The organism is Aquibacillus albus (assembly GCF_016908325.1).
GTDB classification, from domain to species: Bacteria; Bacillota; Bacilli; order Bacillales; family Amphibacillaceae; genus Aquibacillus_A; species Aquibacillus_A albus.
Genome location: NZ_JAFBDR010000014.1, coordinates 19,994 through 34,256, shown reverse-complemented (window position 1 = coordinate 34,256; position 14,263 = coordinate 19,994). Strand labels below are relative to the sequence as shown.

Genomic DNA, 14,263 nt, shown 5'->3' with positions numbered 1-14,263 from the left:
ATTAAGTGGAAAACATAACCACTACGCTTATTCTATTATAGCATAGAGTACATCTATTTGGATAATACCTTTTACGATATTAAATAGAGATTATCTCTCCTGGATGTAATGATTGATTCAAGTAATCTTGAGGGTTCGTTGAAAGTAATTGAACAACTCGATAAGATCCCTCTTCGATTTGTTCTAATTCAACAATACGGCCGTCGACTTGAACCGTCTGACGTTTTTGATAATCTTTAAGTTCTGTTGGAAAGATATCCGTTTCACTAAGTGGGGTGTAAAGAATCATTGGATCATCTTCCCATCTTGATTTTGACCAATTAACTCGTTTAGCTTTTCCATCGCTTCTTTCACTCCACCTATTGCATCTATTAGGCCATACTTAACTGCGTCTGTTCCCACTACATTTGTTCCAATGTCCCTTGTTAAATTACCTTTTTCGAACATTAACTCTTTAAATTTTTCTTCCTTTATATTCGAGTGCTTTGTAACAAACTGAATCACTCTTTCTTGCATTTTGTCTAGATATTCAAAAGTCTGTGGAACACCGATGACTAGTCCTGTCAATCGAATTGGATGGATTGTCATCGTTGCAGTTGGCGCTATAAATGAATGGTTTGTAGAAACAGCAATCGGCACACCAATAGAATGGCCTCCGCCAAGAACGATAGAAACAGTAGGTTTAGAAATCGACGCAATCATTTCCGATAGAGCCAACCCTGCTTCCACATCGCCTCCCACTGTATTTAGTAAGACGATCAAACCTTCTATTTTAGGATTTTGCTCCACAGCTACTATTTGTGGGATTAAATGTTCATATTTCGTTGTTTTATTTTGTGGTGGTAATTGAACATGCCCCTCCACTTGTCCAATAATAGACAAAATATGAATATTAGAATCAGGTGCGGTTGGAACAGACGATTGTCCAAGTTGCTGAATTTTTTGAACAAGAGAAGACTGGTTCTGTTGGTCTGGATTTTGTTGGTCTGGATTTTGCTTATCTTTGTCTGTCATTCTATACACTCCTTTCTTCACTACTACTAGTATGAGCATTCAAAATCTTATACATACAGTGAAAATGAAAAGTGTACGTTTTACCGTAAAAAGGGATGTTCCAACAAAGACTATTTGTTGGAACATCCCTTATACCTTATTTGCTTAACCAAATAAAAATTTTATCTGTTGTTCTTCTGATGAAGACAGAGCAACAAGTGGCAATCTTACATTACCTACATCTAAACCTTTTAGACGTAATGCTGCTTTAACAGGTGTTGGAGATGGCGCAATAAATAATCCCTTCATCTTTGGTACTAACTGCCGATGAATGGTTGCAGCCTTTATAACATCACCCTTTTGAAAACTATCCAACATGTCTTGCATTTCGTTTCCAATAACATGAGATGACACTGAAACAATACCATGACCACCAATCGCCATAATTGGCAAAGTTAAGCTATCATCTCCACTATATACGGAAAAATTGTCCTCTGTTTTTTCAATTATTTGTGAAACAGCATCAAGATCTCCACTTGACTCTTTTATCGAAACAATGTTTGGAATAGAAGCAAGCTTTATTACAGTATCTGCAGAAAGTGAAACAACTGTCCGACCAGGAATATTGTAAAGCATAATGGGAAGGTTTGTTTGTTCGGCAATTTTCGAAAAATGCTCATATAGCCCTGCTTGATTAGGTTTATTGTAATAAGGAGTAACTAACAACACGGCATCTACTCCTATACCTTCTGCTTTTTTCGTTAAATCAATCGAGGCTTGTGTGTTATTGTTGCCCGTACCAGCGATTACTGGAACTCGTTTATTGACAACTTTTACTACGTGTTTAAACAGTTTTATCTTTTCTTGGACAGTTAATGTTGGAGATTCCCCTGTAGTACCTGCAACAACTAACCCATCTGTACCATTATTTAATAAATATTCAATTAATTCCGTTGTCTTATCAAAATCAATATTTCCATGTTCATCAAATGGAGTTACCATCGCGGTAAGAATTTTCCCGAAATTCATGATGCATCCATTCTCCTTTCATCCACTTGTGAACAAGCACAAGCGTTAGAAAACTTGACTTGCCGCCAAGTCCTAATGGAGGCCCACAAAGATGTGGGTCATGCAGGCCGTGCCAAATACGGCGTGGTGAAACCTAGCCTGCCATGTAACGTAATCATTTACTTATACTTTCTACAACTTAGATTATGAAAGTACAATAAAAGGTGTGTAAGAGAAGAGAAACTATCTTTACACACCTCTTAACTAATCAATACGATTTAAACCGAAAGTATTGTGAAGCTCATTTACAGCTATATCAAGATCTTTGTCATGGATAAGCACCCAAATGGTTGTGTGACTGTCAGCAGACTGTAATATTTGAATCCCTGCATCGATTAATGTCTGTACAATCTTGGCCGTCACACCGGGAACACCTGTCATACCTGCACCTACTAAAGAGACCTTGGCACATTTCTTTGTGATTTCAGGTTGGTAACCGAGTTTTTGGAGTAAAGTGGTTGCCTTCTCTGTATAAGTTTCTGGTATGGTATATACTACTCCTGTAGGTGAAATATTAATAAAATCTACCGAAATACCGGCTTCAGCCATTGCTTTAAACACTTTTGAATGTAACTGATATGGCTCATGACTGGTAGTTACTCTGATTTGTGAAATACCTGACATGTGCGCGATACCAGTAACTAGGCGGTCAGGAATATCCTTACCCTTTGTTTGTTCCCTTGAGGATGTCACTAAGGTTCCTTTATCATTTGATTTTGTCGATCTAACTCGCATCGGTACTTTTGCTTGCATAGCAATTTCAACTGCTCTTGGGTGTATAACCTTTGCACCCTGGTACGCAAGATTACATATTTCCGAGTACGTAACTATTTCCAATGTGCGTGCTGAATGGACAACTCTTGGATCAGCCGTCATAATACCTTCTACATCCGTAAATATATCAATATATGATGCGTCCAAAGCAGCACCTAAAGCAGCAGCAGATGTGTCACTGCCACCCCTACCAATAGTAGTTATTTCTTCATCCTCCGTCTTACCCTGAAAACCGGCAACAACTACCACATCATGTTCTTTAAATTCTTCAAGCACTCGACCTACATTCATTGCTTTTATTTTGGCTTCCGTGAACTCACTATTAGTCAAAAATCCCGCTTGTGCTCCTGTTAATGCAATAGAAGAAATTTGATTTTTCTTTAGTTCATTAGAAAATACAACGGAAGAAATCGTTTCTCCACAAGAAAGGAGCAAATCCTGTTCCCTTTTACTTATACTTGCGTTTGGAAAATCGACTAATGAAAGTAAAGAATCAGTAGCGTATGGGTCAGGATGTCTTCCCATTGCTGAAACAACTACTGCGACTTTATACCCTTCATTAATCGCCTCCCTTATATGCCGAATTGCACTTTGTCTAGATTCTTTATCCCTTACAGAGGTCCCGCCAAATTTTTGAACCAAAACCTTCATATAGACACCTCGAAATTAGAGCCAATTATTTTTAACAAGAGATTCTGCAATTTGAACAGAATTCCACGCCGCTCCTTTTAACAAGTTGTCGGAAACGACCCACAAATGGAATCCTTTAGAATTATCTAAATCTCTTCTTACTCTTCCAACAAATACTTCGCTTTTATCTGTAGCACTTAATGGAGTTGGATAAACTTGATTTGTTGGGTCATCTTCTAAAATAACACCTTGAGCATTTGCTATCGCATTCTGTAAATCGGAAACCTGCACATTTTCGTCATCAATTTCTACATAGACACTTTCTGCATGCGCATTAAAGAAAGGTAAACGAACACAAGTTGCCGCAACAGAAAGCTCAGGAGCGTGCATAATTTTTTTTGTTTCATTGATCATTTTCATTTCTTCAAACGTAAAGCCATTCTCTTGAAATACATCAATTTGAGGCAATGCGTTAAATGCAATTGGGTAATGCTTTTCTTCTCCTGCAACAGGTAGAAGCTCAGGTTTTAACTCATCTCCATTTAAAAACGCTTGTGTTTGTTGTTTCAATTCATCGGTTGCTGCATCACCAGCACCAGAAACTGACTGATACGTTGATACGATCACTCGCGAAATTCCGTATTTATCTTGAATCGGTTTTAATGCAGCAACCATTTGAATCGTAGAGCAATTCGGATTAGCAATAATTCCGTTATGATTTGCAATATCCGCTTCATTTACCTCCGGAACAACTAACGGAACATCTTTATCCATACGAAAAGCACTAGTATTATCAACTACAACAGCACCACGAGCCACAGCCTCATGTGCTAATTTTTTGGATACAGACCCTCCAGCGGAGAACAAAGCAATTTGTACTCCTTCAAAGCTCTCTGGTTTAGCCTCTTCTACAATAAAAGACTCGCCTTTAAATTCTATTTTATTTCCAGCAGAACGGCTGGAGGATAATAATTTTAAACTTTTAATTGGAAAATTCTTTTTTTCTAAAGTTTCTAGCATCTTCTTTCCTACAGCACCTGTAGCACCTACTACTGCAATGTGATATCCTTGTTCATTTAACATTAATTTTACCCCTTCCTATTTCTTTTACTGTTCTAATACTTTTTTAATATTATATATTCTAACATATCTCATACTAGTAAGGTACCAATAGGAAAATAATCCAGTTATTTTCTTTCAATTATAACTGGCTGTAGCTGTTTAAACTCTAACGCATGCTCTATTGTTTTAGGGATTAGTGTCATATCTGCTACTAATGAATTTGGTTTTTTAATTGGATCGTCTTGCCCGTAAGGAACGAAATACATTAGCTTTGTAGACATTAACCGCATTAAGTTTACACCGTTTAATCCCAAAGCATCATTTGTAGAAATAGCTAAGACGATAGGATTTCCATTTCTCATCGTCGCTTTCGTTGCCATTAAAACCGGCGAATCCGAAATTGCGTTAGCCAATCTACTCATAGAGTTACCAGTTAAAGGGGCTAAAACCATACAATCTAATGGTTCCTGTGGACCAAGTGGTTCTGCATCAACAATTGTCGTAATAGGGTCTCTACCTGTTAATTTCTTTATTTTTTCCATATGGTCTTTTGCTTTACCAAACTTTGTATCAGTAGTCTGCACCGTATAAGAAGCAACAGGAACAACTTCCGCTCCCAATTCTACTAGTTTTTCTATTTGTGGAAATACTTCCTCATACGTACAATGAGAACCTGTTATTCCAAAACCTATCTTTTTACCTTTTAAAGACATACAATTACTCCTCCCCTGAATTCTCTTCAGCTAAAATTTGCAAAATTACAGTTCCGAGAATTTCCCCGGCGGTTTTAGGAGCAACAATTCCCGGTAGGCCTAGTGAATGAAGTGCTTTTATTCCTCTCTTCTTTGCATAATCAAAATCTGTTCCACCAGGCTTCGAGGCTAAATCAATGATCAAAGCATGAGATTTCATTGGTTGTATTTCTTTATCTGTCACTACTAGCGCTGGAACTGTATTAATTAACATGTCACAATTCGAAGTGTATGCATCGAGCTCATCGATGTGAATTGGGGTAAGCCCCATTTCTGTTGCTCTAGCTAAATCTTCATTACTTCTTGAACCAACAAAAACCTTTGCACCTAATGCGGAAAATTTACTAGCAACACTCATACCAACACGCCCGAGGCCAAGAACAATAACATTCGATGAATGGATGGTAAAATCAGTATTTTGAATGGCTATCATGATTGTTCCTTCTACTGTCGGAATGGAATTATAAATGGCTACATCATTCCGATTCATCAGTGGTATCAATTTCAAACCGGCATCTTTTACACTATTTTTTAAATAATCTGTTGCAATTCCACTAAATACCAAGCAATGATTAGGCAATTTCTTTAGCCAATCTACTGTTATTTGAATTTTTTTATCAGAAAAGACAGTTTCAATATACCCTTGATTATCTGTTCCTGGGATCGGAAGTATAACTGCATGTAAATTAGCTGGATCAAGATCTTCCAATTCCACTTGCTTTGCTCCAGTAAATCCTTCTTTTAATTGGTCAAATCCGACTAGAGTGATATTTAAGTTTTCATTTGTTGAAAGACGTTTAATCATTTCTAGATACCTGGCATCGCCACCAATTACAGCGATATTTTTTGTTGTATCCATAGTTTCACCTACCCTGGCGTAATAACTATTCCTTGTTATCATATGAAATTTTCTGATGTTAGTGATTGAATCGCCTAAAAAAATGTATAAAAGAAAATGCAAAAAAAAAGTATGCCCGAAGCATTACCTTCAATCAAGATTAGCTGTTATGCTAACTGATAAAGTGATAGTAACACTAACAGGACATACTTTATAATCATATAGCTTTTAAACAATCAGGAGTCGATAATAATCATATCATCTCCAATTTTTTTAATCTGTTTCCAATCAATACGAATACTGGTCCCTTCTTTTTTCATTCCAAACCAGCTATAATTTGGTACAATAAAGGATTCAATTTGACCAGTTTTTTCATTAATTTCTAAATCAGTCTGCCCTAAAACTCCGAGACGAGAACCACTTCTTACATCTACTATCTCTTTACTGCTTAAATCTCTGTATCTCAATGACGTTTCCACCTCCAGCTTGAATAAACATAATACCTACTATCATGCTATGCAAAAGGGAAAAAGCCTATGAGTATATCTCATAGGCTTCCATTATACGTTGGGACAAACTAATGCACTTGAATACGAATTGTCAAAGATCCTTTTTATTACTTGACTTGTTGATTCAAGTGAAACAGCGTCAATTTCTTCAACCAATTCATCCAAGGAACGATGTTTATTTAACAATAATTCATTACGACCATTTCTACTCATACGACTATTCGTACTTTCAAGGCTTAACATTAAACTACCTTTTAGCTGCTCCTTACTATTGTGCAACTCTTTTGTAGTTAACCCATTACGCAATAAATCTTCCACAGTTTCTGCGATCGTTTCTCGAAGTTCTGAAAGATGTTGACGACCAGTCCCAGCATAAATAGTCAGTAAACCATTATCTAAAAAAGAACTGTGATAAGAAAACACAGAATAAGCTAATCCTCTCTCTTCACGAACTTCTTGAAAAAGGCGGGAGCTCATACTGCCACCAAATACATTATTCATAACGATTAAGCTATATATATTTTTATCTTCAAGAGAAAATCCATCATAACCAATACAAAGATGGGCTTGTTCTGTATCTTTTTTTCGTTCTACATGCTCTGCTTTGAAATCAGGTTTCACATATTCCCGAGATTGATGACCTTCCTTAAAGTCACCAAAATGGGACTCAATTGTTTTCATAAACGAATCGTCCACATTTCCGGCGACTGATATGACAATATTGTCTGGTGTATACGTTTTTGCCATATACTCTCTTAAATCTTCAGACTTAAATGATGCAAGTGTGTTCTCAGTGCCTAATATTGGCAATCCAAGCGGATGATGTCCATAAGAAGCCTGAGATAACAAATCATGGACAATATCGTCCGGAGTGTCTTCAGACATTTTGATTTCTTCATAAACTACCTTTTTCTCTTTTGCCATTTCCTCTTCATCAAAAGTTGAATGAAAAAACATATCTGCTAACACTTCTAAAGCATATTCTTTATGGGTATCCAGTATTTTTGCATAGATACAAGTGTATTCTTTTGACGTAAATGCATTCACTTGTCCACCGATTGCATCAAAATCTTCAGCAATATCTCTTGCAGAACGTTTGTTAGTACCTTTAAAAAACATATGTTCTAAAAAATGTGAAATGCCGTTTATTTCTTTCTGTTCATTTCTAGATCCTGTTCGTATCCATATACCAATCGTAACAGACCTAACTGCTGGCATGTCTTCTAAAACAATACGAAGACCATTTGGACATACGTGTCTATGTAACAAATCCAGCCCTCCTAATCCGTTCACATATTATCATTATCTTTTCTCACTTAGTAATCGATCTATCGCACCGATTTTATACTCTTTTTGTTTAATATTCAAAATTAATTCCTCTAAACCATTTTTTATGACATCGGTTGGATGCATCAATATCATTGCCCCTGAATGAATATTGGACATAACACGATTTACCATAACAGAAGTTGTTGGCTTTTTCCAGTCAATCGTATCAACTGACCACAAAATAGTCTGCATTTCTAATTCAGATGCTATCGATACTACTCTTTCATTGAAGCTTCCACTAGGTGGCGCAAACCATTTAGGGGTTTCACTAGTAATCGCTCTTATGATGTCATTTGTTTTTTTAATCTGTAGTCTGTTCTCTTCATCAGATAAACGGTTCATATCAGGATGATTATAAGCGTGATTTCCGATGAGGTGTCCTTCTTCTTTAATCATTTTAACCAGATCCATATTATTACTAGCCCATTTGCCTTCTATGAAAAAAGTTGCTCTTACATTATGTTTTTTAAGCGTATTAAGTATGCTTGGAATGTTATCCTCCCCCCAAGCCACATTAATTAGAAAAGAAACCATATCCTTTTCCGGATGACCTCGATAGATTGGAGAAGGTGGTAAGTCTTTTAGTTTCACATCTGGTTCTACTTGATCAAACACGAGTAAGGATTCATCATACGTACCTTGTTCCTTCATGTTTTCATACGATTGATCCACATTTAGCTTTAGTCCATTACGTCCCGGCATTTTTTTCCACACTTTGTCAATCTTTGCATTTTGCGGAGATTCTTCTAATGCCTTACCTTTTTCTTTGATTTCTTGAATAAGCTCAGATCTTTTGGTCTGAACAGGTTGTATATCAATTGGCGCTTGTTGGGTCAAAGCATTCGGATTCATTAGATCTGCTGGTAAATAGTGCTGATAAGAAATACCGATTAAAATAATAAAGATAGTGATTTGTAGAACGTAGCGGTTCAATGCAATCCCCCCTCTTCATAAAGTATGAAAGGAGTGGACAAGGTAGAACCTTTTCACAATAATAATTAATTCCATAAAAAACAAAAGAAACTGGCATGCCAGCTTCTTACTTATAAATTATTTATTTGATTTTTCCTTTTCTTCAAGAAGAACTGCTTTTCTAGATAAGTTAACTCTACCCTGATTATCAATTTCTTTCACTTTGACCATAATTTGTTCACCAACGGAAACGACATCTTCTACTTTTCCGACCCGTCCCTCAGCTAATTCAGAAATATGGACCAGTCCCTCTTTTCCTTTATAGATTTCTACAAAGGCCCCGAATTTTTCAATCCGCTTGACAGTTCCCAAGTACATTTCTCCAACTTGTACTTCACGAACAATGTCTTCGATAATACTTTTAGCCTTTTTGTTCATTTCAGCATCTGTGGAAGAGATAAAGACGTTACCATCCTGTTCAATGTCAATTTTGACTCCTGTTTCTTCAATGATTTTATTGATCTGTTTGCCGCTTGGACCAATAACATCACGTATTTTATCTGGATTTATTTTCATCGTTAAAATCTTAGGAGCATATTGAGACAGTTCGCCCTTTGGCTGCCCAATTGTTTGAAGCATGTGCTCCAAAATAAACATGCGACCTTTTTTCGCTTGTGTTAATGCTTCTTCTAGTATTTCTTTAGAAAGTCCTTCAATTTTGATATCCATTTGTAAGGCAGTTACTCCCTTTTCAGTTCCAGCAACCTTAAAGTCCATATCACCAAGGAAATCCTCCATGCCTTGAATATCGCTTAAAATAGTATAATAATCGCCAGACTTCACCAGCCCCATTGCAATACCCGCAACTGGTGCTTTAATTGGAACACCCGCATCCATCATTGCAAGGGTACTAGCACAGATACTAGCTTGCGAAGTAGAACCATTTGATTCTAATACTTCTGATACAAGTCGAATGGTATATGGAAATTCTTTTTCAGAAGGAACAACAACCTCTAGTGCACGTTCACCCAATGCACCGTGTCCAATTTCACGTCGACCCGGTCCTCTGATAGGCCCTGTCTCACCAACACTAAAGGATGGGAAATTATAATGATGCATGAACCGTTTTGATTCCTCTAAATCGAGACCATCTAATATTTGAACGTCACCTAAAGCCCCTAATGTACAAATACTTAATGCCTGCGTTTGTCCACGTGTAAATAATCCTGACCCATGCGTTCGTGGCAAAACACCAATCCTTGATGATAACGGACGAATTTCGTCTGGTCTCCGTCCATCTGGTCGGATTTTTTCTTGTGTAATGAGACGACGAACTTCCTCCTTAACAAGCTTGTCTAGAATTCCTTTTACTTGTCCGATAGTTTCTTCGCCTACCTCTTGTTCTTCATATGCTTGAACAGTATTCTGTTTAACTGCTTCAATTGCTTCTTCTCTAGCATGTTTTTCTTGTACCTGTATTGCTTCAACTAAACTTGACTTTGCTTTAGACTCAACCTCTGCAGTTAAATCAGCATCCAATTCAAACAAAGTTACTTCCATTTTTTCTTTACCGACTTCTGCGATAATTTCTTCTTGAAACTCGACTAATCGGACAATTTCTTGGTGACCGAACATAATTGCTTCTAACATAATATCTTCCGGCACTTCATAGGCACCAGCTTCAACCATATTAATAGCATCTTTTGTTCCTGCCACGGTTAAGTGGATATCACTTTTTTCCTCTTGCTCTACAGTAGGGTTAATTATGAACTCGCCATCTACTCTACCTACAATAACACCAGCAATTGGTCCTCCAAATGGTATGTCCGATACACCAAGTGCAATTGAAGATCCAATCATAGCTGCAATTTCAGATGGATTATTTTGATCTACACTCATGACAGTACTAATTGCTTGTACTTCATTACGAAATCCATCTGGAAACATCGGACGAATCGGACGATCAATTAAACGAGAAGTAAGTACAGCTTTTTCACTTGGACGGCCTTCTCGCTTAATAAAACCTCCAGGAATTTTACCAACTGCATAAAGTCGCTCTTCATAATTAACTGTTAAAGGGAAAAAAGGAAGATCCTTTGGTTCTCTCGATGCAGTTGCTGTTGCCAAAACAGAGGTATCGCCGTATTGAATCATACAAGCGCCATTTGCCTGTTTTGCCAATTCTCCAATTTCAACTGAAAATGGTTGTCCAGATATTTCTGTGGAGAATATTTTCTTTTGATCTGCCATATTTGTTAGTACTCCTCTCTTCGAACATAAATAAAAATAAGTTTATTCAAGGTGCAGACGTCAAATGTATGACGAAAACACGAATAAGTGTAAAAAAAGTGCCTTTGTAGTAGAGGTTGTTCAAAAATAAAATTCATTATGCTAAATATCTTTAAAACGACCAAATTATTTGTTTCTGACTCTCAATTATGTAAACATAATTTTTACATACAGAAAAAGCGGGAATACTCCCGCTTTTAAATGGCTTATCGACGTAAACCAAGCTTTTGGATTAACTCGCGATAACGCGTTACGTCTTTGTTACGTAGGTAATTTAATAGATTACGACGTTTACCTACCATTTTTAATAGACCACGACGTGAGTGGTGATCCTTTTTATGAACACGCAAATGCTCATTCAAGTTTGTAATTTCTTCTGTTAGGACAGCGATTTGAACCTCTGGAGATCCTGTATCGTTATCATGTGTCTTGAAATCATTGATGATTTCATTTTTACGCTCTTGTGTAATTGCCATCCTTTTCACCTCCTAAAAATATTAATCCCCATTCCCCTAGCAATCGGCGGAGATTCGCATTGCCAAGTGGATGGTTTCCGTATTTTAGAGTACATCTTTTTATCGAAAATTGCAAGTGTAAATCAAGAATAAAATGAATTACTTCTATGATTACTTCAACGATGATTGACTTTAGAAAAACTCGACATTCTTCTCGTCCTATAACGAGTGTCGAATTTTTTCTTATCATTCATTCCTAAAAATGTATAATTTCTTTTCTGCTAAAATTTTTATACTCTGTTAACGTGGAAAAAAGTACGAATTGTTTTTTCATCTTGTTTTATTTGAGCAACTAGCTGCTCAATTCCATTAAACTTTTTTTCCTCACGAATATAACTTCGCCATTCTATTACCAATTCTTCCCCATAAATGTCTTGATTATAATCAAAAATATTCACTTCAATAGAAGGTCTATCAGATTTACTTTCAAAGGTTGGTTTGTATCCGACATTTGCCATACCTTTAAACAATTGACGATTATGCTTAATCGTTACTGCATATACTCCAGTTCTTGGAAGAAAAAAATCATCTGAAAGCTTAATATTTGCAGTAGGAAAGCCAATTGTCCTTCCCCTTTTGTCTCCTTCTATTACAATCCCACGAATAGTGTGTGGTCTACCTAACAAATGATTAGCTACTTCTACTTCACCGTCTACCAATTTTTCACGTATTAGCGTAGAGCTAATCTTTTGGTCGTTTTCTTCTAACTTGTTTACTGTAGTATGATTGAATTCTCCCCTTGTATATTGATTGATTGTTTCCATGGTACCTTTCCCCATATGTCCATAGGTAAAATCAAATCCGGCTACAAGGTGTTTTATATTTAATCCAATAAGAAAATGATCAATAAACATTTGTGGTTGGAGCTTTGATAACTCTTTGTTAAAAGTAATGATATAAAGCTTGTCAACCCCCATTGATTTTAGTATCTCCGTTTTCTCTCTTAGTGGTGTTAAATAACTAACCTTTTCTTTTTCTTGCTTTAACACAACAGAAGGATGTGGATAAAAGGTGATAACCGCACTTTGTCTATCTTGACGTTTTGCTTTATCAATTGCTGTTTGAATCACCTGTTGATGCCCTCTATGAATTCCATCAAAGACACCAATTGCAGCTACTGTCTCTGGGAGGGAATTCTTTTCAAATTGATGTGGATAAGCTAAATTGATCGTTTCCATACCTTTCTCACCTACCTTCATTTCTAGCAAATACCCGAACAGGTTTTATTTCATTTTTATTTGCAGGATGGATTTGATAAATGGCCATTAGCTCCTCTTTATATTGAACCAGAAATGGATTTGTCTTAGGTAAATTATCAGGGAGAGGCAGTTTTTGACCATTGGATACTTTATATTTATCCAAAGTATCTATATAATACGTATCCAGATGTGCGACTCCTTTTTTAAGAGGAGCCAAAACACGATCGGCTAATCCATTATTTATTGCATTGTCAATCTGTTCAAAGGTAAAACAATCCTTTTGCTCAAAACTACCTGTCTTTGTCCTGATTAACTGTGACATATGTGCTGGGAATCCTAAAGCTCTACCGATGTCCACGCATAATGTCCGTATATATGTCCCTTTTGAACAAGTTACTTTAAAGGATATACGTGGTGCTTCTGTTTGATCCGAATTAATTGACAGGAGTGTAATATTATCAATATATACCATTCGTTCTGGTCGGTCGATTATTTTCCCTTCCCGAGCATATTCATATAGTTTTTTACCATTTACTTTTACTGCTGAATACATTGGAGGAACTTGGGTGATTTTCCCTTGAAACTGTTGTAAAACCGATATTATCTCCATTTCCTCAAGCGGTTGCGAAACTTCTTTTTTTTCAACAATTTGTCCGTGGCTATCTTCCGTTTCGGTTGAATACCCAAGTGTCATCTCTGCTACATACGTTTTTTTTGTATCAGTAAGAAACGGTACAATTTTAGTTGCTTGTCCTACACAAATAGGAAGAACACCTTCTACTTCCGGATCAAGTGTACCTGTATGACCTACTTTTTTTGTTTGAAATAATTTTCTTATTTTTACTACACAGTCATGAGATGTCATTCCTTTGGGCTTCCATAGAGGAACAATTCCTTCCATTGATCATACCTCCATAAAATTCAAAAATTTATGTATGAACATAGATAAAACCCTTGTTTTTGTGATATCGGACAAGGGTTTTATCTCAGAAAAATAAAGATACGCATATGTTAACAAGTGGGTTAATCATTCGAATTATTTAATTCACGAAGAATATGCTCAATTCTATTTCCTTTTTCTATTGCCTCATCAAATTCAAAAAATAGCTCTGGTGTTTTTCTAAGTCGAATTCTTTTGCCAATTTCTGAGCGGATAAATCCTTTAGCTTTTGCAAGCCCTACAAGTGTGTCTTGCTTTTGCTTATCATCTCCCAATACAGAGATAAATACCTTTGCTTGTTGGAGATCACCTGTCACATCAACATCAGTAACTGTAACAAACCCAACACGAGGATCTTTTATTTTCCTGCCTAAAATATCACCAAGTTCTTTTTTCATTTGTTCTCCAACACGATTTGCACGTAAATCACTCATTACGACCACCTCTTCTAGA

Annotated in this window: 16 protein-coding genes; all 16 read right to left on the bottom strand. The window is 36.5% G+C overall.

What is annotated here, in order from left to right:
- Positions 1 to 79: 79 nt before the first annotated feature.
- The 16 genes from JOC48_RS12625 to rbfA all read right to left on the bottom strand — a co-directional run bounded on the left by JOC48_RS12625 (position 80) and on the right by rbfA (position 14,244).
- A complete protein-coding gene (locus JOC48_RS12625; RefSeq protein ID WP_204500215.1) occupies positions 80 to 289 on the bottom strand; it encodes a YlzJ-like family protein in 210 nt (69 codons plus the stop codon).
- Positions 286 to 1,014, bottom strand: coding sequence for a ClpP family protease (locus JOC48_RS12620; protein ID WP_204500212.1), 729 nt, complete (start codon positions 1,012 to 1,014; stop codon positions 286 to 288). Before JOC48_RS12620 ends, JOC48_RS12625 begins: the two co-directional genes overlap by 4 nt.
- A gap of 144 nt (positions 1,015 to 1,158) precedes the next feature.
- Positions 1,159 to 2,025 carry a 4-hydroxy-tetrahydrodipicolinate synthase gene (gene dapA, locus JOC48_RS12615; protein ID WP_204500345.1) on the bottom strand — a complete coding sequence of 289 codons (867 nt, stop codon included), beginning with the start codon at positions 2,023 to 2,025 and terminating at the stop codon, positions 1,159 to 1,161.
- A 240-nt stretch (positions 2,026 to 2,265) separates the two neighbouring features.
- Complete coding sequence (gene dapG, locus JOC48_RS12610) at positions 2,266 to 3,486, bottom strand: aspartate kinase (protein ID WP_204500211.1); 1,221 nt, start codon at positions 3,484 to 3,486, stop codon at positions 2,266 to 2,268.
- Between the two features lie 15 nt (positions 3,487 to 3,501).
- On the bottom strand, positions 3,502 to 4,548 hold the full coding sequence (locus tag JOC48_RS12605) for an aspartate-semialdehyde dehydrogenase (protein WP_204500210.1): 1,047 nt from the start codon (positions 4,546 to 4,548) through the stop codon (positions 3,502 to 3,504).
- A 104-nt stretch (positions 4,549 to 4,652) separates the two neighbouring features.
- Entirely contained in the window at positions 4,653 to 5,240 is a 588-nt protein-coding gene (locus tag JOC48_RS12600; RefSeq protein WP_204500207.1) for a dipicolinate synthase subunit B, read from the bottom strand.
- Between the two features lie 4 nt (positions 5,241 to 5,244).
- The gene (gene dpaA, locus JOC48_RS12595) at positions 5,245 to 6,138 is read right to left on the bottom strand and encodes a dipicolinic acid synthetase subunit A (protein ID WP_204500205.1); all 894 of its coding nucleotides are present in this window, start codon (positions 6,136 to 6,138) and stop codon (positions 5,245 to 5,247) included.
- 215 nt (positions 6,139 to 6,353) lie between these two features.
- Positions 6,354 to 6,584, bottom strand: a complete 231-nt coding sequence (locus tag JOC48_RS12590; RefSeq protein ID WP_204500203.1) for a YlmC/YmxH family sporulation protein — start codon at positions 6,582 to 6,584, stop codon at positions 6,354 to 6,356.
- Between the two features lie 93 nt (positions 6,585 to 6,677).
- Positions 6,678 to 7,895, bottom strand: coding sequence for a M16 family metallopeptidase (locus JOC48_RS12585; protein ID WP_204500202.1), 1,218 nt, complete (start codon positions 7,893 to 7,895; stop codon positions 6,678 to 6,680).
- 33 nt (positions 7,896 to 7,928) lie between these two features.
- On the bottom strand, positions 7,929 to 8,888 hold the full coding sequence (locus JOC48_RS12580; RefSeq protein WP_239584353.1) for a polysaccharide deacetylase family protein: 960 nt from the start codon (positions 8,886 to 8,888) through the stop codon (positions 7,929 to 7,931).
- A 117-nt stretch (positions 8,889 to 9,005) separates the two neighbouring features.
- Positions 9,006 to 11,117 (bottom strand): polyribonucleotide nucleotidyltransferase, encoded by a 2,112-nt coding sequence (pnp, locus tag JOC48_RS12575; protein ID WP_204500201.1) that lies wholly within the window; start codon positions 11,115 to 11,117, stop codon positions 9,006 to 9,008.
- A gap of 245 nt (positions 11,118 to 11,362) precedes the next feature.
- Entirely contained in the window at positions 11,363 to 11,632 is a 270-nt protein-coding gene (rpsO, locus tag JOC48_RS12570) for a 30S ribosomal protein S15 (protein WP_204500200.1), read from the bottom strand.
- Entirely contained in the window at positions 11,610 to 11,861 is a 252-nt protein-coding gene (locus tag JOC48_RS12565; protein WP_204500199.1) for a hypothetical protein, read from the bottom strand. The genes rpsO and JOC48_RS12565 overlap by 23 nt, the downstream gene beginning before the upstream one ends.
- Before the next feature lie 40 nt (positions 11,862 to 11,901).
- Positions 11,902 to 12,849 (bottom strand): bifunctional riboflavin kinase/FAD synthetase, encoded by a 948-nt coding sequence (locus JOC48_RS12560; protein ID WP_204500198.1) that lies wholly within the window; start codon positions 12,847 to 12,849, stop codon positions 11,902 to 11,904.
- A 7-nt stretch (positions 12,850 to 12,856) separates the two neighbouring features.
- On the bottom strand, positions 12,857 to 13,771 hold the full coding sequence (gene truB / locus JOC48_RS12555) for a tRNA pseudouridine(55) synthase TruB (RefSeq protein WP_204500197.1): 915 nt from the start codon (positions 13,769 to 13,771) through the stop codon (positions 12,857 to 12,859).
- A 122-nt stretch (positions 13,772 to 13,893) separates the two neighbouring features.
- Positions 13,894 to 14,244, bottom strand: a complete 351-nt coding sequence (gene rbfA, locus JOC48_RS12550) for a 30S ribosome-binding factor RbfA (RefSeq protein ID WP_204500340.1) — start codon at positions 14,242 to 14,244, stop codon at positions 13,894 to 13,896.
- Positions 14,245 to 14,263: the final 19 nt, after the last annotated feature.

What these genes read in the sequence shown, in the direction of transcription:
- rpsO (WP_204500200.1), bottom strand. Translation starts at nt 11,632, where the DNA reads ATGGCAATTACACAAGAGCGTAAAAATGAAATCATCAATGATTTCAAG.
- truB (WP_204500197.1), bottom strand. Translation starts at nt 13,771, where the DNA reads ATGGAAGGAATTGTTCCTCTATGGAAGCCCAAAGGAATGACATCTCAT.
- JOC48_RS12625 (WP_204500215.1), bottom strand. Translation starts at nt 289, where the DNA reads ATGATTCTTTACACCCCACTTAGTGAAACGGATATCTTTCCAACAGAA.
- JOC48_RS12605 (WP_204500210.1), bottom strand. Translation starts at nt 4,548, where the DNA reads ATGTTAAATGAACAAGGATATCACATTGCAGTAGTAGGTGCTACAGGT.
- pnp (WP_204500201.1), bottom strand. Translation starts at nt 11,117, where the DNA reads ATGGCAGATCAAAAGAAAATATTCTCCACAGAAATATCTGGACAACCA.
- JOC48_RS12565 (WP_204500199.1), bottom strand. Translation starts at nt 11,861, where the DNA reads ATGATAAGAAAAAATTCGACACTCGTTATAGGACGAGAAGAATGTCGA.
- dpaA (WP_204500205.1), bottom strand. Translation starts at nt 6,138, where the DNA reads ATGGATACAACAAAAAATATCGCTGTAATTGGTGGCGATGCCAGGTAT.
- JOC48_RS12620 (WP_204500212.1), bottom strand. Translation starts at nt 1,014, where the DNA reads ATGACAGACAAAGATAAGCAAAATCCAGACCAACAAAATCCAGACCAA.
- JOC48_RS12600 (WP_204500207.1), bottom strand. Translation starts at nt 5,240, where the DNA reads ATGTCTTTAAAAGGTAAAAAGATAGGTTTTGGAATAACAGGTTCTCAT.
- JOC48_RS12560 (WP_204500198.1), bottom strand. Translation starts at nt 12,849, where the DNA reads ATGGAAACGATCAATTTAGCTTATCCACATCAATTTGAAAAGAATTCC.
- rbfA (WP_204500340.1), bottom strand. Translation starts at nt 14,244, where the DNA reads ATGAGTGATTTACGTGCAAATCGTGTTGGAGAACAAATGAAAAAAGAA.
- dapG (WP_204500211.1), bottom strand. Translation starts at nt 3,486, where the DNA reads ATGAAGGTTTTGGTTCAAAAATTTGGCGGGACCTCTGTAAGGGATAAA.